The sequence below is a fragment of the Mesorhizobium sp. M1423 genome (assembly GCF_040317575.1).
Classification (GTDB): Bacteria; Pseudomonadota; Alphaproteobacteria; order Rhizobiales; family Rhizobiaceae; genus Mesorhizobium.
Genome location: NZ_JAMYKU010000021.1, coordinates 60368 through 79390, shown reverse-complemented (window position 1 = coordinate 79390; position 19023 = coordinate 60368). Strand labels below are relative to the sequence as shown.

Below are 19023 nucleotides of genomic sequence, written 5' to 3'. Positions count from 1 at the left end.
TCAAGAGGCGGCGTCCCTCATCGTCGAGGGGCGGTGCCGCAGATGCCGCGACATCCAGTATTCGAGTGCCGCCAAGGCACGGATGATCGTGAAATTCAAAGTGAGATAAATGGCGCCCGCGCAGATGAAGACTTCAAAGGCGCGGTAAGTCTGGGAGATCAATCCCTGGGCAATTCCAGTCACCTCCATCAAGGTCACGATGGAGGCCAGAGACGTGCCCTTGATCATCAGGATGATTTCGTTGCCGTAACTCGGCAGAGCCTGGCGAAAGGCCAGCGGCAGGATAACATGCCGATAGGTCAGACAGGTGGACAGGCCGACAGACCGGGCCGCCTCGACAAGGCCGCGCGGCACCGATTGAATCGCGCCGCGGAGGATTTCACTGCCATAGGCGGTGGTGTTGAGTGTCAGCGCGATGATTGCGCACCAGTAGGGTTCGCGGAAAACGGCCCATAATCCAATTGCCGACAGTTGGTGCCGGAACTGACCAAGGCCATAATATGTCAGAAAAATCTGCACCAGCAGGGGCGTGCCCCTGAACACGGCAACGAAGCCACGGATCGGCAAAACGACGAAGGGCGATTCCGATTGCTGGGCAAGCGCCAATGTGACGGCAAGGACGAAGCCGGCAACAATGGAAGTCAGGGCCAATTCTATCGTAAGCGGCAGGCCGGCGAGGAGCTTCGGCAGGATTTCGAGGAAAAAACTGAAATCTATCATGCCGACCGGACGCGCCACGGCGCCTTTCGTTCCAGACGGTAAAAGGCATGGCCCGTGACGGAAGCGATAGCCAGATAGAGCAAGGCTGCAGCAATGTAGAAGATGAATGGTTCACGGGTCGAACCTGCAGCGATCTGTGCCTGGCGCATCAGTTCAACGAGGCCGATTACCGATATCAGCGACGAGTCCTTCAGAACCAACTGCCACACGTTGCCGAGACCTGGCAGCGCGTAGCTCAGGAGCTGGGGAAAAATAACCTGTCGCAGCCGCTGCAGCCGGTTGAGACCAAGCGCGCAAGCGGCATCGTGCTGTCCTTGGTCGATGGCGAGGTAAGCCCCTCGATAGACCTCGGCTTGATAGGCGCCCGAGATGATTGCGATGGCCAAGGTTCCAGTGGCAAAGGCCGGAACGCCGACGAATCCGGACCCGCCCAGGCTATGACCAAGCGAGGTCAGGGCGACACTTCCTCCATAGTAAAGCAGATAAATGGTCAGAAGGTCGGGCACGCCTCGGAAAACCGTGCAATAGCCAAGGGCCAAGAACCTCAATGCCTTGGAGTTGCGGAGACGGCCGGCCGCTGCCAGCCCACCGAATACAGCGCCAAGCGCAAAGCCCAGCACAGACAGAAGCACTGTAACCGAGGCCGCCATGAGAAGAGCAGCCCCCCAACCTCCGTGCTGGAAACCAAGCAGCCGGAATGCGTCAACCATCGATACCCCCGGGCAGGGCGAACGGCTCAGCTCCGGAACGGGTCAGGAATGGCCGTTCGCCGACAAGCGCCTACTTGACTGGAGTGACGTCGCTCTTGAGCCATTTAAGCGACAGGGTTTTGATCGTGCCATCGGCGATCGCGGCGTCGATGGCCCCGTTGAGCATATCTTTCAGCTTGATGTCCTCTTTGCGGATACCGGCACCGGAGCCAAGACCGAAGAGCCCCCCGACAAATCCAGGCCCGGCAAGCGTATAGTCGCTGAACTCCGGCTTGCCGAGCGTGGCGGCCAGCGCTGTCTGCTGTGCGAAGAGCGCGTCGATGCGACCCGCGGCAAGATCGAGATCGTGTTGCTCGGTGGTCTTGTATTCGCGAATCTCGGCGACGTCCGAGAAGTATTTTTTCACAAATTCCAGGTTCGCCGTTGCAGCCTGAACTCCAATGATCTTTCCCTTCAGCAATGGCTTGAGCTTGTCGATTGCCGCCTGCGCAGAGGCTTCATTCTCCAGCTTGAACCGCTCGTTGGAAATGCCGACCTTGCCCAGTTCGCTATCCTTTGCGACCGCGAAACCTGAGGGATCCACCGCATATGGCTGGGTAAAGTCAATGATCTTCAGACGTTTTTCAGTGATGAACATGCTCGCCATGATCACGTCGAACTTGCCGACGGTCAGCGCGGGGATCATGCCGTCCCAGTCCTGTGCGACGATCTTGCACTCGATCTTTATTCGCCCGCACAGATCATTGGCGAGATCGACTTCGAAGCCGTCCAATTTGCCGTCGGCTGTTGTGAAATTCCAGGGCGCGTAGGCTCCTTCGGTGGCAATGGTAATTGCCTTTGGTGTTTCTTGTGCAACGGCGGCCTGGACCAGGCCGAACAGGACCGACGCAATGGCTGCGATGCGGCTAATTTTCATGTCATTCTCCTCTTTTTGCCGGTATGGCAGTTCCCTTTCGTCGTGCCGGATTATCTTCCGGCTTCAACGAGTTAGATGGCGTTTTCTAGCGGCGGCCGGGACTTGCGAAATTGGCCAGAAGGGGCGCTGTCTCGACGATATGATCCCGCATGACGATCTCTGCCTTGCCGGCATCACCTGACCGCAACACCTCAATCAGGATCTCGTGCTCGGCGCGCGCGCTGGCGGGCTTGTCGACATAGTCGAACCAAATGCGCAGGTAGGGTTCGATCACGACGTGCAGGCTGGCAATCTGCCGGACCAGCTTGGGTCGGTTGCTCAATTGGCAAATCTGCAAATGGAAGGCCTGATGGCGCACGACCCAGTCGCTGCTGCCGGTCTGGCTGGCGCGCTCCATGCGGTCGAGCTGGCGTTCCAGTTCTTCAAGCACTTCGATATCGATGTGCGGCATGGCAAGCCTCACCGCCAGCCCTTCGAGCACCGAGCGCATTTCAAACGTTTCGTATATCTCATCGAGGGTAAGGCCGGCGACGATGCAGCCACGGTTCGGGCGAATGACCACAAGACCTTCCGCGGCCAGCTGGCGGAATGCTTCGCGAACCGGCATGCGGCTCATGCCGATTTCCGTCGCGATCTCTTCCGGGATAAGCCGGTCCCCGGCGCGGTAGCGCCCCATCCTCAAGGCACGCTGAATGTGGCGATAAGCCTCCTCCTCGGCGGTCGTGATGCCCAGCGGCTCGATTGCGTCTGCTGCCATGTCCTTGGTCCAATCAGAGCGTATCTGTGTATCCACTTATCCAGTTGTCGCGACCTGTGTCAAGCACCGAAGCTTGTGCGCGTTAGAATTTCTCTTGTGAGAATAAACACTTGGGGGGGAAAATGGGGCAAGCACACCGTCATCAGCTACGCCGCTGATCGGCGTGCTTTTCGGTGCCTACGCGTCGGAAACCTTCGACGCCTCACCGACCTCTTCGACAATGCCGGCCAACGTCGATGCCGAGATTCGCCGGAAGCCCGTCAGCGCCCGCCCCTAAACAATCCTGATGCCGCTTCGAGCATCGAACAGATGCACCTTGGAGACCATGATCTCCAAGCCAATCTCCTGATCAGGTCTGAACGGGGGCTGATCCCGCACCTCGGCCATGAGGTCGACGCCACCTGCGTTCAAGGTAAGTTCCTGGGCCTCGCCGGTCGGCTCGACCACCTGAACCTCCGCCCGAGCGTGGTTCCCGCCGATTGCAATGTGCTGCGGACGAATTCCGTATACCACCTCTTCCCTGTCGCCCATCCGGCCGTCCTCCGGTAAGGGTAAGCGGAGACCCTGCTCGGCGACGAATGCGCCGTTGTCGATCCGGCCCGGGATCAGGTTCATTTCCGGGGATCCGATAAAACCGGCGACGAACAGGTTGGCGGGTTGCTCATAGAGCTCTGAAGGTGTGCCGATCTGTTCGATGCGGCCCCGGTTCAGCACTACGATACGGTCGGCAAGGGTCATCGCTTCGGTCTGATCGTGAGTGACGTAGATGCTCGTTCGGCCCAGCCGCTGGTGAAGCTTCTTGATCTCGGCGCGCATCTTGACACGCAGCTTGGCATCGAGGTTGCTCAGCGGCTCGTCAAACAGGAAGGCGGCTGGATCGCGCACGATCGCCCGGCCCATGGCGACGCGCTGGCGCTGACCGCCGGACAGCTGGCGTGGCATGCGGCCAAGCAGATCCTGCAGGCCGAGGATTTCAGCGGCCGCTTTCACCCTCGCGACAATCTCTTCTCTGGGGACCTTCGCCAATCGAAGCGCAAAGCTCATATTGTCCGCGACACTCATGTGCGGATAAAGCGCGTAGCTCTGGAACACCATCGCAATGTCGCGCGATTTGGCCGGCATCTCGTCGACGACCCGCCCGCCGATGCGGATCTCGCCTGTCGTCTGTTCTTCCAAGCCGGCGATCATGCGCAGAAGGGTTGACTTGCCGCAGCCTGAGGGACCGACAAGGACGACAAACTCGCCGCTGGCGATCTCGATCGTCACATCGCGCAGAACTTCCACGGCGCCAAAGCTCTTGCCGAGCTGATCTATCTGGATTGCAGACACCTATTTTCCTCCCGTCCGGGCACTACTCATTTTCGTTGAGCATGCCGCCAGGCGCGGTATTCGGCCTCGCCTTCGGGGCTCAACGGGTAGTATTTCCGCAGGTCGCCTCCCTCGGCCAAGCGCGTGCGGGAAAATTCCTCCCACTCGATATGTTCGCCGGCGAGCTCAACCAGTTTTGGGGCAAGGGCTACCGGTACCACGACGACGCCATCATCGTCGGCGACGATGATGTCTCCCGGTATGACGAGTACGTTCGAGCAGGCAATGGGGACGTTAACGGCAAAGGGGACGATGTTGGTCTGGGCGTGGAAATTCGGCGTGACATCCCTCACCCAGATGCCGATGTCCAAGGCAGCCGCCTGGGCAGAATCTCGGATACACCCGTCGACAACCACGCCGGCCCCGCCACGCCCGGCGAAATAGGTCAACATCATCTCACCGAAGATACCGCTGCCAAGGTCGCCGCGCGCATCGACGACCACCATGTCGCCCGGCTGCGTGGGGTACAGGACGTGACGGTGAAGTTGGCGTTCGGGCTCCTCATACTCAGTCTCGTTGTAGAGATCCTCGCGCTTCGGCATGCACTGGAGGGTGAGAGCCGGCCCGGCCGCCGTGCGGCCGGGCGTTAGCGGCCGCGGCCCTCGGATGTGCGGATCGCGAATACCCATCTTGTGATAAAGCTCGCTGGCCAAGGTCGCTGAACCGATCGCTGCAAGTGCGTCGACCAGCTGCCTCGGTGGCCGAGAAATGTCCTTTATTGCCGCTGCCTGGCCTACTTCCACGTTTCATCCTCCCTTCGATCAAGTTTTTCATGATCTCAATTCAGCCGCGAACTGCACCGGTCGTGAGACCCTTGACCAACAGGCCTTGAGCAAACCAGACAAACGCCAAGGTCGGGATGACCATGAGGACGCCCGCCGCCGACATCGCTCCCCAGTCGATGCCGAACTGCGAGACGAAGTTGGTCAGCCCGACTGGCAGCGTCTGTGCGGCCTTGCTGGAAGTCAGCGTCAATGCGAGCAGCAGGTCATTCCAGGTGAAAAGGAAGGTGATGACCGCGCTGGCCCCGATGCCAGGCGCAATCAGCGGCGCCACGATCTGGACCAGGGTGCGCACCGTGCCGGCGCCGTCCGACTGGGCAGCCTCCTCGATCTCTTTGGGCACATCCTGGATGAAGCCCAGCAGCAGCCAGATGGCGACGGGCAGTTTAGCCGCCGTATGGCTCAGGATCAGCGCCCAAATGGTATCCAGCAGGCCGAGCGCGGCGAACACGGCGAAGAGCGGGATGGCGAGCGCGATGACCGGAATCATGCGCATGATCAAAAGCAGGCCAAAAATCAGCATGACGCCCGGCATCCTGAAGCGCGACAGGGCGTATGCGCAGGGTATGGCCAGCAGATGGACCAAGATGACCGTCGCGACCGAGACGATGACGGTGTTCCACACATAACCCATCGTGTCGTACTCGGTGAAGACGGAGACGTACTGCGTCATCGTCGCGGTCTCGGGGATGATGTGCACCGGGACGGAGAAGATGTCGGCTGAACTGCGGATCGAGGTCAGGAACAGCCATGCCAGCGGAAAGACGGTGAGGGCGATGGTCAGAACCAGCGCTAGATATTGGCCGGCGGCGCCTGCCGTGAACCGGCGGCGACGGCGCCGTGGCTTGGGACGCGCGCTGACGATCGCGGCTTCGGTCATATCGCTCTCCGTTTCGCAATCAGCCACGGCACCCCGTAGAGGAGGCCGAGCACGAACAGCGACATTCCCAGCGCGATGTAGGAAACCGCCGCCGCGTGTCCGAAATCCACCGCCTGAAACGCCAGCAGATAGGAATAGACGGTGAGTAGGTTTGTGGCGCCTCCCGGCCCGCCCTGCGTCATCAGCCATACGACGTCGAAGGTCCGGAACGTGTCGATGATGCGAAGCATCAGCGCTATCATGATGACCGGACGCATCAGTGGCAGCACGATGTGCCAGAAGCGCTGCCATGGCGTGGCGCCGTCCACCGTGGCGGCCTCGAGCGGCTCCTGCGGCAAGGATTGCAGACCGGCAAGAAATAGCAGCACCATCAGCGGCGTATTCTGCCAGACATCGGCGACAATCACCGAGACAAGAGCCCAGGTCGGATGATTGAGCCAGGGGATGTCGGGCAGGTTGAACATGCGCAGCAGCGCGTCCACGAGCCCGTACTGGGTGTTGAAAAGCCAACGGAAATTCAGCCCCACGACGGCGGGCGCGATCATCGGCGGCACCAGCAGCAAGGTGCGCGCGAGCCGCATTCCGCGCAATTTGCCGTTGACGAGCACAGCGATCGCCATTCCAGCCACCACTTCCACCGTGATGGAAACGACGCTGAAGATGATCTGATTTCGCAGAGCCTGATTGAACTGGCGGCCGAAGAGTTCGTCGGTGTAATTCCCAGTTCCGGCGAATGGCGCTGAGCCGCTCAGATCCCAGCGAAAGAAACTCATTATGAAAGAATATCCGAGCGGATAGATAAGGATGGCGAGCATGACGAGGAGCGCGGGGCTGGCCAGGAGGTACCCCCTCTGCCAGGTGTAGGGCAGCGGCGAACGTCGCCGACGCCCCGGGACCTGGTGCTGCGCGACGGGCGGCATCCTCAGTCGTATGCTCCGGCCCGACGCATGATCTCCTCCGCCTCAGTCGCCGCCTGGTTGAGCGAGTCGCTCGGCGAGACCTGGTCGGTCAGGGCCTGTTCGATAGCCGAAAACATCAAGGTGCAGACTTTCGAGAATCCAGCCAGCTTCGGCCATTCCTTGCCGTTCGCTATCGTCGTCTCGAGTTGCTGCAGCCACACGGCCTGGGGACCTTTTGCCGCTGCAATCACTTCCTTGGCGATCGCCTGACTGCTGGGGAAGTTGGTGAACTGATCGAACTGCAGCCGCTGCGCCTCCGGACCGACCGTATATCTGATGAATTCGACGGCAGGTTCCTTGCGTCCTGATTGTCCATTGAGAGCCATGGCATGGGAGATGGCGCACGAAATCGCTGCCTTGTCCCTGATGTAGGGTGCAGTCGACCACTTGCTGACGACCCGCGAAGTTTCCGGATTGGATAAGGTTGCGAAGGCACCTGGCCAGTCGAAATTGGCGTAGACCGTACCGGACGAGAATTCGGTCGAATTTTCATTCCACTGATAGCCGACCGCGTCCGGCGGCACGATTTTGTGCTTCTGGATGAGGTCGCGGTAGAAGGTGAGGGCTTTGATGCCGGCTTCGGAATTGAAAGCTGGCTTGTTGGCCTGATCGACCCAGTCCCCGCCGGCTTGCCACAGGAGATCGCTGAAGGTGCGCTGCGCGGGGTCACCCTGCCCCGGCACGACCAGCCCATAGTGGCCATTGCCGGTAAGTTTCAGGCCGACGTCCACCAGATCATTCCAGGTTTCGGCCGGCTTCAGGCCTTTCTCCTGGTAGATGTCGCTGCGGTAATATTGAACGCGCGCATCCATGTTGCGCGGGATAGCGGCCAGATTGCCGGTCTTGGGATCGCGTAGGTATTTGACCGCAACCGGATAGAAGTCAGCCAGTTCGGAGTCGCTGAAATAGCTGTTCAGCGGCGCAAAATGGTTGAAATAGGAATCGATCTGGGCGGTGTGCGTGCTGTAGACGTCGTACTGGCTCGATTTCGCGGCGCTGAGTGTGACGACTTTCGATGTCAGCGGAGTGAATTCCAGCAGATCGTAGCGAACCTTGATGCCAGTCTTGGCGGTGAAATCCTGGACGATTTTCTCCCAGTATTTGGGATAGAGCGGGCCGCCGGTGATCAGCAGCGCGGTGATCTCGTTCGCCTCTGCTCTGGCGATCCACGGCGCCGCAAGCGAGCCGGCCGTTGCCGCGGCACTCGCGGCCAGGAATTTGCGTCTCGATAGGTTTCCGGACATTACAATTTCCTCCTTGCTTGTAATTGGTCGGCCCCTTTCGGGGTCGAGCGACGACGGCCAGGTTTCCCCTTGGGCCGCAGTGTGGCTTTGCTCCTCCCACAGCGACACAGCCCAGATCACGCCCGTCCACATGCTGCCTTGCCCTGCCGAGGCCCGATGGCCTCTGAGGCTTCCGGCGGTAGCCTTTCCTTTCGTCCTGCCTTCCTTTCGGCGGGCTCTGCGACCCGCAAACCACGCAATCGGTGCGTCGCGAGCCGTCGAGACGGCCGGACACAATGCGATGAGCGCGGTCAGCCGACGCGCAATGGTCCTGATCTCGAACGTCGTGGGCTGGGATATTGAAGTTGAGAGTCCAACGTCCCTTCCCGCGGGCCGAGTTATGGGTTAGTGAGCATTCATGAGATAAGTTGACTGCATATCCAACCATCAGCCTATAAGCTTATCAGACAAGTGGATGTTAATGGTCGATTCCATGGAGGTCAAGCTTCAAACTTTGCCCAAGCAGGTGGCGGGCGTGCTCGCGCGTCGCATCGCCACCGGCGGCGTCGCCGGCAGCCAGGGGCCGTCGGAACAGCAGATCCTTCAGGAGTTCGGGGTTTCGCGCGCGGTCGCGCGGGAAGCGCTCAAGATCCTAGCTTCTCTCGACATGATCGAGATCGCACAGGGAAGGCGCGTGGTGCTGCGTCCTGCCGAAGAATGGGATTATCTCAGTCCATTGCTGATCGACTGGCTGCCGCCCGAACAGGTCCGCGAACTGCTGGCGGAAGCGCACGCGACGCGAATAATCATCGAACCCGCCATCGCCGCCATCGCGGCCAAACACATGACCAAGGAAAACCTCGAACGTCTTGGCACGCTGCTCGCGGCGATGTCCGCGACCGAAGACAATCCGGACGCGTATCTGAAGCTCGACCTGGATTTCCATATGGAAATTTGCCGCGCTTCCCGGAACAGAATCCTTGACCGCTTCATGTATTCGTCACGGTGGTGGCAAGCGGCGAGCAGACGCATCAGCAACCAGATGCCGCATGCTCTTCCTTCCGCCACAGAAATGCACAGAGCGATCTACGAGGCGCTGGTCGCACGCGACGCCAAGCGCGCCGAAGAGGCGATGCGCCGACACCTGAAGGCAACCACTGCCGTCGCCATGCCCGACAAGGAAATGGCGAGCTAAGCAACGTTCTTCAGGCGCGGCCAGCTGTCGAGGCTGACCGCGCCGCCTGCGTGTCGGGAGGACACGACCGAACTAAGCTCTTCTGGCTTCCTGTTCCTGACGCTGCCTCGCGCGATATCCGAACATGTCGCCTTTGTCCTTGATTTCCGCCCAGATGGGGGCGGTGAGTTTGTCGATGGCCGCGACGTCCACGTCGGAAATCTTCCAACCGACACTCTCGACGTTTTCCTCAAGCTCCCTGACCGTCCGCGCGCCGACGAGGGGCGAACTTACACCCGGCCTGCTGGTGAGCCATTGGATCGCAAGCTGCGGCAGCGTCTTGCCGTATTTGGCCGCTATCGGCTTGAGGGCATCGACGGCTCCGACGGCGCGATCGTAGGTGCCCGGTTGGAACAGCACGGTGGTGCGCCGCTCGTCTCCCTCGACGAATTTGGTATCCGGCGAGAGCAAGCCCGTGAGCAGCCCTTGGGCCAGACCGCTGTAAGGCATGACGCCGATATTGTGCTTGCGGCAATAGGGAAGAGTTTGCCCCTCAACCTCGCGCCACAGCATGTTGTAAGGAGGCTGGAGCACGTCGATGACGCCATGCTGGCGGGCGCTGTCCATATCAGCTGTGCTGAAATTCGAGACGCCAACCGCTTTGATCCGCCCTGACGACTGAAGCCTCTCCATCATCGTCATGGTAGGGCCGATGGGAAAATCCGAATTCGGCCAGTGGACAAAATAGACGTCGACATAGTCCGTCTGCATCCGCTTCAGCGAGCCATCAAGCGCCGCCTCTATCGCTGCAGGTTCGAGATGGTTGGGCGCAACCTTGGTCGCGATGATCGCCTTGTCCCGGCGGCCGGCCAGCGCCTTGCCGACGACCTCCTCGGCATGGCCATGTCCATAGGCTTCGGCTGTGTCGATCAGCGTAATGCCAAGCTCCAGGGCGCGGCGAATCACCCGGATCGATTCCTCGTCATCGGCCGCGCCCCAAAACGCGCCGGACATACCCCAAGTCCCCAGGCCGATCTCCGACACCTTGACCGGCGACGATCCTAGCTGTCGCTGTTGCATTCTGTTCCTCCGGTTTGCGGCATGCATGGCTGTGCTTGTCGCCTTGCTGCCGCTCATTTATACGCTTATATGCTCGTCTAACAAGTAGGTTTTAGCCTGGCTGAATTCCAGCGCTTTCAAAGCGCATTTCTGCGTAATCGCTCAAAGGGGGGTTTACGCCACATCTTCTCATCTTGTATGCTCATCTGACAAGTTCAATTTGCCTATACGGGACGTTTGAAGCGCGGCGCCATCATTGGAGGATGGGTTCGATGAAGATCGTGGACATCAAGACGGCGGTCGTCGCCTATCATGGCAAGGCGACTCTGATCCGTATCGACACGGACGCCGGCATCTCCGGTTACGGCGAGGCGAACCCCGATGCGGGCGCGGCCGCGATCGTCGGCCTAATTTCGGAGCTCAAGTCGGAGCTCATCGGTCAGGATCCACGCAACGTCGAATATTGCTGGGACAAGATCCGCCGCGACCATGTGTTCTCCGGCGCCCAGGCCGGCGTCTTTCTCATTGCCCTGACCGGGCTCGAGATGGCGCTGTGGGATGTAGCGGCGAAGGCTGCTGGCCAGCCGCTCTATCGCATGTTCGGCGGCAAGTTCCGCGACCGGATCAGGCTCTATGCCGATTGCGGCGACGGCGATGAAGAAACCGGTTCGCCGGAAGGATGCGCGGCGCGCGCGCGCCGCATGGTGGACGAGGGCTTTACGGCGCTAAAATTCGACATCGACAATTTGCGCCATCCGGCAAAGTTCGACGCGGCAAACCACACCATCAACGGCGCGGAGCTGCGCTTCATGGTGGAACGCGTGGCCGCGGTGCGCAAGGCGATCGGCCCTGACATCGATCTCTGTATCGACCTGCACGCGCGCTACGACGTGCTCAGCGCCAGCCGCATTGCAGGGGAGATGGAGCGGTTCAACCTTCTGTGGCTGGAAGAACCTATTCCGGCAGAAAATGTTGAGGCCCTGAAGCAGATCCGCATGCGGACCAAGACCCCGATCTGTGTCGGCGAGAATCTCTACCTGCGCTGGGGTTTTCGTGAGTTGTTCCAGAATTATGGCGCCGACGTCATCATGCCCGACGTGCCGAAATGCGGCGGCCTCGCGGAAAGCCGCAAGATCGCGAATCTCGCCGAGATGTATTATGTGCCGTTCGCGCCGCATCTCGTGTCGACGCCGCTCGGCACAATGGCGACGTGCCATGTCTGCGCGAGCGTTCCGAACTTCCTGGTGCTGGAGTGGCATGCCCTGGAAGAACGGGAAGTGTGGGACAGTTATGTGCGCCTGCCAGACGGCGCCAGGTCGATCGTTGAAGACGGCCACATCGTGGTGCCCGACGTGCCCGGCATCGGCGTCGATCTCGACATGGATGGCGTCCACAAATACGCCGTGCCCGGCTACGGCATCTTTGAATAGCGCGCGACTGAATAGCTCTTGACCGGGCGGAAATGCCTTTTGGCCAGATTTCCGCTCGCCGATAGAAGTCCGTTGGAGGAATCATGGGCAAGCGGATCATTTTCACCGGTGGCAGCGGCAAGATCGGCCGTCACGTCATACCTTACCTGCTCAAGCGTGGGCATCAGGTCCTGAACCTCGACCTGACGCCACTTGATGTGCCAGGCGTCGACACCATCATCACCAACCTTGCCGATGCCGGCGAGACCTACAATGCACTGACGCTGCATTTCGGTTTCGGCGAATATTTTGGCGGGAAAGGCCGTGGCCCAGTCGACGCCATGGTCCATTTCGCGGCCATCCCGAGAATATTCCTGCGACCGGACAACGCCATGTTCGCCGCCAATGTGCTGTCGACCTACAATGTAATCGAGGCCGCCACCAAGCTCGGCATCCGCAAGATCATCACCGCGTCCAGCGAGACGGTCTATGGCGTGTGTTTTGCCGAAGGCGAACGCGATTTCACATCGTTTCCGGTGGAAGAGGACTACGATACCGACCCGACCGACAGCTACGGTCTTTCCAAGGTCTTGGGCGAGAAGATCGCACGCTCCTTCGCTTCCCGCACCGGATACGACATTTACGCGCTCCGAATAGGTGGCGTTGTCGAGCCGCAAGACTATGCCCGCTTTCCGGAGTTTTTGGCGGACGCTTCAAAACGGCGGCGCGATGGCTGGACCTATATGGACGCGCGCGATCTGGGCCAGATCGTGCATCTTTGCATCGAGAAGGACGGTTTGGGGTTCCAGATATTCAATGCCGTCAACGACAATATCGTTGCCGATGCGCCAACGGCAGAGTTTCTCAAGAAGCATGCACCAGGCACGCCGATTACACGCTCGATAGAGCAATTTGAGGGGCCAATCTCAAATCGCAAGCTGCGTGAGCTTCTAGGGTTCCAGCAAGAGCATGATTGGCGAGATCAGCCTCGGGATTCATGATCGAGGCCGGCCCGGCTCCTACCGTTGAGCAAGCTTCGAATGGCGCCCGGTCCGTGACGGCTCATGCCGAGATCTCCCGCTTGGCCGTCGGCGAATCATCGGCAGCGTTTACGGCTGCTCGGTCGGCCGGATGACGATCTCGTGCCGAGCGGATTGTCGATGATCTGCAAGAATTATCTGGCGTGAAACCATGGGGCCAGCGAAGGCTTGGCGACTTCCGGCAAAAAGGCCCGCCGCTCCATTTGCGAAGCGGCGAGGCCCCATATTCGGGGACGATCGCCGGAGTGTTCCCCGGCATTGCTTACAGCGCAATTCAGGTGCCAGAATTATTGACCCAAAACGGGTCACCGCATCGGAGGCGAGAAGGCGGACCTTCCGCGATCACGCTACTGCCGCGCTTTGCCATTGCTGCTACATTACTTTGCGGCGGACCTGATTTTTCCGCCTGGCCGGCGTCCGTCAGGCAACTTACCCCAACGCGCCCCCCCAAGTGACGCCGGCCATTTTCCCCATATTGCAGCACGGGCGCGCCGATTCCGTTATGCGCTTTCGAGCTATGGCAATCCGCCGGCGAGCCGCTTTGTCCAGCCTGCAATTGTCAGCCCGAAGGCCATTCCGGCGCAGTCGGCCACCCAGTCGAATAGATCCGGGTGGCGCCCTATCAGCTGCACGGCCTGAAGGCCCTCGATCGCCGCGCCCGTGAGCACGAGGAGGACGATCAGCTTCGCCTTGTGTTCCGGCCAGCCGAGACTTCCGAGAGCCGCCAGCACGACGAAGGCGGCGGCGTGATTGAGCTTGTCGTGACCAAACGTGAAAGCCAGGCCAAGACCCTGCAGGAGCTGCTCCGGCAAAAGGGCAAACAGCAGAACGCCGGCAAACGCGGCGGGAAAAGCAATCCTTGCCACGATCTGATAAGAATCCAGGCGCAACAAGGGTGAAATGGCCTTTCGTCCGAAATCTGCAGGGAACACCGCTGGCCGCTGAATCGAAAGCGAGCGCGGCGTCCAATTTCCGCCGTCCGGGCGTCCGGTGCATCGTCAGAATGAATGAATGCTTCGGGTCAGCCGCTGCACAGGCCGGGCTCGTGGCAAGTGGTCTGCAAATGGTGTGGCTTCCGCGATCACGCAATTACCCGCCGCGCCAACGCAGCTACTATCTGGCTGCGGCGGACCTGATTTCCGCTTGGCCGGCGCTGCATCATCGTTTTGGCTCTCCCATAGAGCTTCGAGAGGTAGTGAGGTGATCGCGGAGGATGGTGGTGTTCACGGCGCGGCCATCATGGATGAGAGCCGGGAATCAGGCACCTTACCCCACGCCTCACGAAGCAGCGCCGGCCATCTCTCCCAGCTAAAGCGCGTCGCGTTCGACCGGCCTCATGCGACGCGCTTAAGGTTCTTGTCTTGATGCATGTCGTTATCGCAAAACCGCTTCACACTTTTGCGCGACATGCATTGGATTTCCACCGGTTGCGCGATGACCCGGCCCGCATCAAAAAGCCCGCCGCCCTGTCGGACGACGGGCTCCGTTGCCTGGGCGCCAGGGCGCCGCGGTAGCGACTTCTGCTGCTTATGCTCCCGCAGGTTTCCAATATGCTGCCGCCGCATGGCGTTGCGCATCGGCTAAACAAACGAAGCCCGCGCCTCTGGCGGAGGGCGCGGGCCGACCGGGTTGCACCCCGATCTGCAGCAGAAACCCGGGAGGTTCCCGCTGCTTAAGATAACAATTAGAGACTTCTAATGTTCCCTTGGGGAAGATGCCGGCTGCTCCAGAATCTCATGGTCGGCACGACAACGATCGGGCCGTCAACTCATGCGCATGTTGATCTGGAAAATCCGTTCGTCGAAATGCCGCGTTTCGACGGCAAAGGTCAAAGCCACTTCAAGCACCAGACCGTCATGGTCGTTCCGGACCTTGACTGTGATCCTACGGTGAGGAAAGCCATCCCTGGCCATCTCGCCCAATGTGCGAAGGGCTTCTTTCCTGACCAGCGGGAAATCGTCACATAACGTTCCCTGATCGTCGGAATAGACGATTCCGTCTTCATCGGAATCGAAGAAATAAAGGGGCATTGGCTTGGCCGAAGCAGCGGCATCCGGGCACGTTGTCGATAGCTGACCGGAATTCTCGGCAGATCGTGATCAGTGCCTTTCCAACCGCCGGCTCCGCCGCCGTCTCACTTGCGCTCGCGCAATGCTTTCACCGCTTGCGAGAGGATCATCCGGTCGCCACCGGTCCTTTTGATCAGCTTGCTCACCTGGCTGGGCGAGACACCATTTTCCCGCGCGAAATATTCGACTTCATAATACTCATCCGCCGACACGCGGTTGCGGTCGCTGAAGTCTCGCTTGCTCTTGTCATCGGCCATTTCTCTTCTCCTCGTCTCTTCTCCTCGCCTCAGGGTCAACTTTGGTCAGAAGCACGCTGCAATTGAGGGTTCGCCCGCCACAAAAGTGACGCGCGAACCCTATCGGCGCAGGAAGGGACAGGGCTGCGCAGATGCCGGGTTCGATCGGAATGGAAACAGCCAAGATCGGTGCGAGCAACCGTCGACATTTTCCAAAGAATCCTCCCGGAACGTGCAGCCAGCAACGAGTTTGAGCGGCGGCGGTTCCGGGCTTCGCGACAAACCTACCCTTTGCCCGCGAGGATCAGACTTAGGTCCTGCGGCAACACGTCGATTGGTCCCCGCCGGGTGGGACCGAAGCCCCGTCGACGGAACGTTTTCAGCTGGCTTCCGTTCGAATGAGCCTTGGCGCGAAGAGCGGACCGAGTTCGCAAAGGAGACGACCATGAGAATGCATCTTTCCACCGCGGCGGCGGGACTTTTGCTGCTGGCAGGCGTCGGCGCCGCTGCGGCGCAAGACGTTGTCATCGAACCGCAGCAGGAAACCGTCATCAGGGAGTATGTGAAAAAGCAGCCGCTGGCCTCGGTGAAAATCCCTGGGGTGGAGCTCAACATCGGCTCGACGCTCCCCGACACCGTCGAGCTTCATGAGGTCCCGAACGTCAAATATCGTTATGTCGTCATTGACAACCGCACCGTTGTCGTCGACCCAGGCACGCGCAAGGTCATCAAGGTCATCGAGTGACGTGAAAACTCGGGCAGCCGTCGCCCGTCGCTCGGAAATGAGCGGCGGGTGACGTTTGCGTCAGGCGGTTCCTCGGCGCTCAGCTGGGACCCGCCTTACCGTCGAGGGCCGGGGGGCCTCACAGGCAGTTTCAATGCGAACAATCAGCAGACTTTTCGATTCCCATGACCAGGCGGCCCGTGCCGTCGAAACGCTTCAGGCAGCAGGAATTGCTCGCCAGGAGATCAGCGTCATCGGACCCTACGATGATGAAATCGGCGCCGTCTTGCGCGATCCAGGTACGGGTGCCGTCCTTGGCGCGGCAGCCGGTTTGTTGGCCGGCCTCGGCGCCTTTGATATGCCCGGCATCGATCCCCTCGGCGCGGGATGGCTGGCATCGGCCCTCGTCGGTGCAGTCTTGGGCGGCGTTGCCGGCGCGACATTGTCCCGTATCGGCAAGCAGCCGGGCCAGCCGGATGCCGCACAAGGTGTGATCCTGGTGCTGGCGCATGTCGATGAAAGACAGGCCGACACCGCACAGGCGGTGCTTGGAGCTTCCGTTCAGGCGACGCAGTCTTTGGCCAGGGCGGCTTGAAGATTAAGCTCGGGCAAAGCACTTTGATCAGACCGAGCAGCAGGGCGATCAAAGCACGCACCCAAAAATCTCTGGCAAGCCGCCGCCAGAAAGTGTTGAACACCGTGCCGATCACATTCGGCGAGCGGTTGCGCTCGGCGAGGCTTGATGATTTGCTGTCGGTTTGCGGAGAACGAATGATGCATGAGCCTGTCGGTCAAGACGAATATGGGTCGACCAGCCCGTTCGATCCGGACGATCTGTCGAGGTTGAACGCGATCGGCCCGAGCGCCGGCAGCAACGATTTCGAAAAATACGCGGTCGCCGTGATCATCGTATTCGGCGCCCTGATCATCGGCGGCCTGATGGCCGCCGGCTTGAGCTTCGGGCGCCGCAGCACCTTCTTTTTCGCGCTTGGCGGCGCCACCGCGGCATGGATATCCGGCAACGCGCTCCTGCTCGATCGGCCGCGCATCTACGCCCTGTTCGTCGGCGTCGCGGCGTTGATGCTGATTGCGTCGACCATCGCGCTGGTCACCTGAAGCAAGGCGAATCTTCCTATTGACCGTGACCTTATCCGAAAACCGGTTCCGCCTTTTGAGACCATGGTCTAATACCCGATAGCCTCACCGGATGCGGCGCGGCTGTCGATGGCGCCGTTGTAGCGGGCGCCGCCGCCCTTCTCGATTTCCGCCAGGCTCTTGCCGCCGACCAGGATGCCGGCCGCCTGGCCCCAATTCGCCTCGGCGAGATCGAGGCGGTAGCCCATGCCGGTAAGCAGCTTTTCGGTATCCGGCGACAGGCCGAAGGGTTCGATATAGACCGTGTCGGGTAACCATTGGTGGTGGATGCGCGGAGCGTCGATCGCTTCCTGGATGTTCATGCCGTGATCGATGACGTTGACGATCGCCTCCAGCGTGATGGTGATGATGCGTGAACCGCCAGGGCTGCCGATGACCATGAACGGCTTGCCGTCTTTGGCGAGGATGGTCGGGCTCATCGACGACAGCGGCGTCTTTTTCGGCGCGATCGCATTCGCCTCGCCCTGGACGAGGCCGTAGAGATTGGGCACGCCGGGTTTCTGGGTGAAGTCGTCCATCTCGTTGTTGAGCAGGATGCCGGTGCCGTCGGCGACGACGCCGGCGCCGAAAGAGCCGTTCAGCGTGTAGGTTACCGCGACGGCGTTGCCGTCATTGTCGATGATCGAATAATGCGTCGTCTCGTTGCTCTCGCCAAAGCCCTTCGGCATCAATTCCTGCGACACGCCGGCCCGGAACGGATCGATCCTTTCGCGGATTTCCCTGGCGTAATTCTTGTCGAGCAGTTTTGCGACCGGATTGTCGACGAAGCCGGGATCGCCGAGCGCCGAATTCCGGTCGACATAGGCGTGGCGCATCGCCTCGACCATGACGTGAACCGTCTCGGCCGAACCAGCGCCGAGATAGGACAGCGGATAGAACTCAAGCACGTTGAGGATCTCGCAGATGATGACGCCGCCGGAGCTCGGCGGCGGCGAGGACGTGATCTCGTAGCCGCGATAATTGCAGGTCGCCGGCTTGAGCTCGCGCACCGCGTAGTTTTCGAAATCCGCCTTGGCCAGAATGCCGCCCTTCTCGCCGCTCGCCTTGACGATGGCGTCGGCGATCGCGCCTTTGTAGAAGGCATCCGCACCGCGTTCGGAAATGGCGGCAAGCGAAGCCGCGAGATCGGGCTGAACGAGGCGCTCGCCGACGGCGTAAGGCTTGCCGTCCGGCTTGAGGAAAACGGCCGCCGCCGCCGGGTCCCTCGCCAACCGCTCCGCGCCGCCCTGGAGCGAGGCCGCATCGCCCTGCTCCAGTACGAAGCCTTCTTTGGCAAAGCGGATGGCCGGCGCCAGCAAGTCCTGCCGCGTCAGCGTGCCGTATTTCTCCCGCGCCATCTCGAAGCCGGCGACCGAACCCGGCACGCCGACGGCCAGATAGCCGTCGAGACTGGCGCCCTTTACCGGCTTGCCGTCCTTGTCGAGATACATGGTTTTGGTTGCGGCGAGCGGCGCGCGCTCGCGGAAATCGAGGAAGGTCGAGCGGCCGTCCTTGAAGCGGATGGTCATGAAGCCGCCACCGCCGATATTGCCGGCGGTCGGATAGACCACGGCCAGCGCATAGCCGACGGCGACCGCGGCATCGACGGCATTGCCGCCCTTCTTCAGCACCTCGACGCCGACTTCAGACGCAAGATGCTGGGCGGTCACCACCATGCCGTGCTCGCCCTTCGCCGGCTGCGGCGAAGCGGCGAAGGCGAGGAACGGCAAGAAGGTCAGGGTGAGGGAAAGGCTGACGGCGATTAGGGTTCGGCGGTGCATGGCCGTTCTCCGTGGCTTGGGGTGAGCCTAGGAAACGCGCTTGGCGCGGTTGAGTCTACTGACAATAATCGGAAGATACGGC

General features: G+C 60.7%; 21 protein-coding genes. 6 read left to right on the top strand and 15 right to left on the bottom strand.

The window, feature by feature from the left end; translation table 11 throughout:
• From NKG95_RS24125 to NKG95_RS24085, 9 genes are all read right to left on the bottom strand, one after another.
• The gene (locus NKG95_RS24125; RefSeq protein ID WP_353042766.1) at positions 1–720 is read right to left on the bottom strand and encodes an ABC transporter permease; all 720 of its coding nucleotides are present in this window, start codon (positions 718–720) and stop codon (positions 1–3) included.
• A complete protein-coding gene (locus NKG95_RS24120; protein ID WP_502913982.1) occupies positions 717–1430 on the bottom strand; it encodes an ABC transporter permease in 714 nt (237 codons plus the stop codon). The genes NKG95_RS24125 and NKG95_RS24120 overlap by 4 nt, the downstream gene beginning before the upstream one ends.
• Before the next feature lie 70 nt (positions 1431–1500).
• Positions 1501–2346, bottom strand: coding sequence for a transporter substrate-binding domain-containing protein (locus tag NKG95_RS24115; RefSeq protein ID WP_353042740.1), 846 nt, complete (start codon positions 2344–2346; stop codon positions 1501–1503).
• A gap of 85 nt (positions 2347–2431) precedes the next feature.
• A complete protein-coding gene (locus NKG95_RS24110; protein WP_352482437.1) occupies positions 2432–3103 on the bottom strand; it encodes a GntR family transcriptional regulator in 672 nt (223 codons plus the stop codon).
• Between the two features lie 273 nt (positions 3104–3376).
• On the bottom strand, positions 3377–4432 hold the full coding sequence (locus NKG95_RS24105; protein ID WP_352482438.1) for an ABC transporter ATP-binding protein: 1056 nt from the start codon (positions 4430–4432) through the stop codon (positions 3377–3379).
• Between the two features lie 26 nt (positions 4433–4458).
• Positions 4459–5214: an RraA family protein gene (locus NKG95_RS24100; RefSeq protein ID WP_352493805.1), complete on the bottom strand. Its 756-nt coding sequence runs from the start codon at positions 5212–5214 to the stop codon at positions 4459–4461.
• Between the two features lie 40 nt (positions 5215–5254).
• Positions 5255–6133: a carbohydrate ABC transporter permease gene (locus tag NKG95_RS24095; protein WP_352790979.1), complete on the bottom strand. Its 879-nt coding sequence runs from the start codon at positions 6131–6133 to the stop codon at positions 5255–5257.
• Complete coding sequence (locus tag NKG95_RS24090) at positions 6130–7053, bottom strand: carbohydrate ABC transporter permease (protein WP_352482440.1); 924 nt, start codon at positions 7051–7053, stop codon at positions 6130–6132. Before NKG95_RS24090 ends, NKG95_RS24095 begins: the two co-directional genes overlap by 4 nt.
• Positions 7054–7055: 2 nt before the next feature.
• Positions 7056–8336: an ABC transporter substrate-binding protein gene (locus tag NKG95_RS24085; protein ID WP_352493804.1), complete on the bottom strand. Its 1281-nt coding sequence runs from the start codon at positions 8334–8336 to the stop codon at positions 7056–7058.
• 472 nt (positions 8337–8808) lie between these two features.
• On the opposite strand from NKG95_RS24085, the gene NKG95_RS24080 reads away from it, so the two are divergent.
• A complete protein-coding gene (locus tag NKG95_RS24080; RefSeq protein ID WP_353021445.1) occupies positions 8809–9510 on the top strand; it encodes a FadR/GntR family transcriptional regulator in 702 nt (233 codons plus the stop codon).
• A gap of 72 nt (positions 9511–9582) precedes the next feature.
• On the opposite strand, the gene NKG95_RS24075 is transcribed toward NKG95_RS24080, so the two are convergent.
• A complete protein-coding gene (locus NKG95_RS24075) occupies positions 9583–10569 on the bottom strand; it encodes an aldo/keto reductase (protein WP_353042739.1) in 987 nt (328 codons plus the stop codon).
• Positions 10570–10820: 251 nt separating this feature from the next.
• Here NKG95_RS24075 and NKG95_RS24070 point away from each other — a divergent pair, with 251 nt between their 5' ends.
• Entirely contained in the window at positions 10821–11978 is a 1158-nt protein-coding gene (locus NKG95_RS24070; RefSeq protein WP_353042738.1) for a mandelate racemase/muconate lactonizing enzyme family protein, read from the top strand.
• Positions 11979–12061: 83 nt separating this feature from the next.
• Positions 12062–12958: an NAD-dependent epimerase/dehydratase family protein gene (locus NKG95_RS24065; protein ID WP_353042737.1), complete on the top strand. Its 897-nt coding sequence runs from the start codon at positions 12062–12064 to the stop codon at positions 12956–12958.
• Positions 12959–13512: 554 nt separating this feature from the next.
• Here NKG95_RS24065 and NKG95_RS24060 read toward each other — a convergent pair.
• The 4 genes from NKG95_RS24060 to NKG95_RS24045 all read right to left on the bottom strand — a co-directional run bounded on the left by NKG95_RS24060 (position 13513) and on the right by NKG95_RS24045 (position 15323).
• Entirely contained in the window at positions 13513–13863 is a 351-nt protein-coding gene (locus NKG95_RS24060; RefSeq protein WP_031194161.1) for a VanZ family protein, read from the bottom strand.
• 468 nt (positions 13864–14331) lie between these two features.
• Complete coding sequence (locus NKG95_RS24055; protein WP_353021443.1) at positions 14332–14574, bottom strand: hypothetical protein; 243 nt, start codon at positions 14572–14574, stop codon at positions 14332–14334.
• 186 nt (positions 14575–14760) lie between these two features.
• Positions 14761–15027 (bottom strand): DUF6894 family protein, encoded by a 267-nt coding sequence (locus NKG95_RS24050; RefSeq protein ID WP_353042736.1) that lies wholly within the window; start codon positions 15025–15027, stop codon positions 14761–14763.
• 104 nt (positions 15028–15131) lie between these two features.
• Positions 15132–15323 carry a DUF3606 domain-containing protein gene (locus NKG95_RS24045; protein WP_023719459.1) on the bottom strand — a complete coding sequence of 64 codons (192 nt, stop codon included), beginning with the start codon at positions 15321–15323 and terminating at the stop codon, positions 15132–15134.
• A 424-nt stretch (positions 15324–15747) separates the two neighbouring features.
• Here NKG95_RS24045 and NKG95_RS24040 point away from each other — a divergent pair, with 424 nt between their 5' ends.
• The 3 genes from NKG95_RS24040 to NKG95_RS24030 all read left to right on the top strand — a co-directional run bounded on the left by NKG95_RS24040 (position 15748) and on the right by NKG95_RS24030 (position 17142).
• On the top strand, positions 15748–16047 hold the full coding sequence (locus NKG95_RS24040) for a DUF1236 domain-containing protein (RefSeq protein ID WP_023719460.1): 300 nt from the start codon (positions 15748–15750) through the stop codon (positions 16045–16047).
• Between the two features lie 133 nt (positions 16048–16180).
• Complete coding sequence (locus NKG95_RS24035) at positions 16181–16621, top strand: hypothetical protein (protein ID WP_023719461.1); 441 nt, start codon at positions 16181–16183, stop codon at positions 16619–16621.
• Between the two features lie 176 nt (positions 16622–16797).
• Complete coding sequence (locus NKG95_RS24030; protein WP_198030499.1) at positions 16798–17142, top strand: hypothetical protein; 345 nt, start codon at positions 16798–16800, stop codon at positions 17140–17142.
• Positions 17143–17210: 68 nt separating this feature from the next.
• Here NKG95_RS24030 and ggt read toward each other — a convergent pair whose 3' ends face one another.
• Entirely contained in the window at positions 17211–18941 is a 1731-nt protein-coding gene (gene ggt, locus NKG95_RS24025; RefSeq protein WP_353042735.1) for a gamma-glutamyltransferase, read from the bottom strand.
• Positions 18942–19023 lie beyond the last annotated feature (82 nt).

Excerpts from the sequence above, each read along its gene's own strand:
- NKG95_RS24075 (WP_353042739.1), bottom strand. The coding sequence starts at position 10,569 with ATGCAACAGCGACAGCTAGGATCGTCGCCGGTCAAGGTGTCGGAGATC.
- NKG95_RS24125 (WP_353042766.1), bottom strand. The coding sequence starts at position 720 with ATGATAGATTTCAGTTTTTTCCTCGAAATCCTGCCGAAGCTCCTCGCC.
- NKG95_RS24070 (WP_353042738.1), top strand. The coding sequence starts at position 10,821 with ATGAAGATCGTGGACATCAAGACGGCGGTCGTCGCCTATCATGGCAAG.
- ggt (WP_353042735.1), bottom strand. The coding sequence starts at position 18,941 with ATGCACCGCCGAACCCTAATCGCCGTCAGCCTTTCCCTCACCCTGACC.
- NKG95_RS24035 (WP_023719461.1), top strand. The coding sequence starts at position 16,181 with ATGCGAACAATCAGCAGACTTTTCGATTCCCATGACCAGGCGGCCCGT.
- NKG95_RS24110 (WP_352482437.1), bottom strand. The coding sequence starts at position 3,103 with ATGGCAGCAGACGCAATCGAGCCGCTGGGCATCACGACCGCCGAGGAG.
- NKG95_RS24085 (WP_352493804.1), bottom strand. The coding sequence starts at position 8,336 with ATGTCCGGAAACCTATCGAGACGCAAATTCCTGGCCGCGAGTGCCGCG.
- NKG95_RS24045 (WP_023719459.1), bottom strand. The coding sequence starts at position 15,323 with ATGGCCGATGACAAGAGCAAGCGAGACTTCAGCGACCGCAACCGCGTG.
- NKG95_RS24050 (WP_353042736.1), bottom strand. The coding sequence starts at position 15,027 with ATGCCCCTTTATTTCTTCGATTCCGATGAAGACGGAATCGTCTATTCC.
- NKG95_RS24080 (WP_353021445.1), top strand. The coding sequence starts at position 8,809 with ATGGAGGTCAAGCTTCAAACTTTGCCCAAGCAGGTGGCGGGCGTGCTC.
- NKG95_RS24120 (WP_502913982.1), bottom strand. The coding sequence starts at position 1,430 with ATGGTTGACGCATTCCGGCTGCTTGGTTTCCAGCACGGAGGTTGGGGG.
- NKG95_RS24055 (WP_353021443.1), bottom strand. The coding sequence starts at position 14,574 with ATGCGCAACGCCATGCGGCGGCAGCATATTGGAAACCTGCGGGAGCAT.
- NKG95_RS24040 (WP_023719460.1), top strand. The coding sequence starts at position 15,748 with ATGAGAATGCATCTTTCCACCGCGGCGGCGGGACTTTTGCTGCTGGCA.
- NKG95_RS24030 (WP_198030499.1), top strand. The coding sequence starts at position 16,798 with ATGATGCATGAGCCTGTCGGTCAAGACGAATATGGGTCGACCAGCCCG.
- NKG95_RS24065 (WP_353042737.1), top strand. The coding sequence starts at position 12,062 with ATGGGCAAGCGGATCATTTTCACCGGTGGCAGCGGCAAGATCGGCCGT.
- NKG95_RS24090 (WP_352482440.1), bottom strand. The coding sequence starts at position 7,053 with ATGCCGCCCGTCGCGCAGCACCAGGTCCCGGGGCGTCGGCGACGTTCG.
- NKG95_RS24115 (WP_353042740.1), bottom strand. The coding sequence starts at position 2,346 with ATGAAAATTAGCCGCATCGCAGCCATTGCGTCGGTCCTGTTCGGCCTG.
- NKG95_RS24095 (WP_352790979.1), bottom strand. The coding sequence starts at position 6,133 with ATGACCGAAGCCGCGATCGTCAGCGCGCGTCCCAAGCCACGGCGCCGT.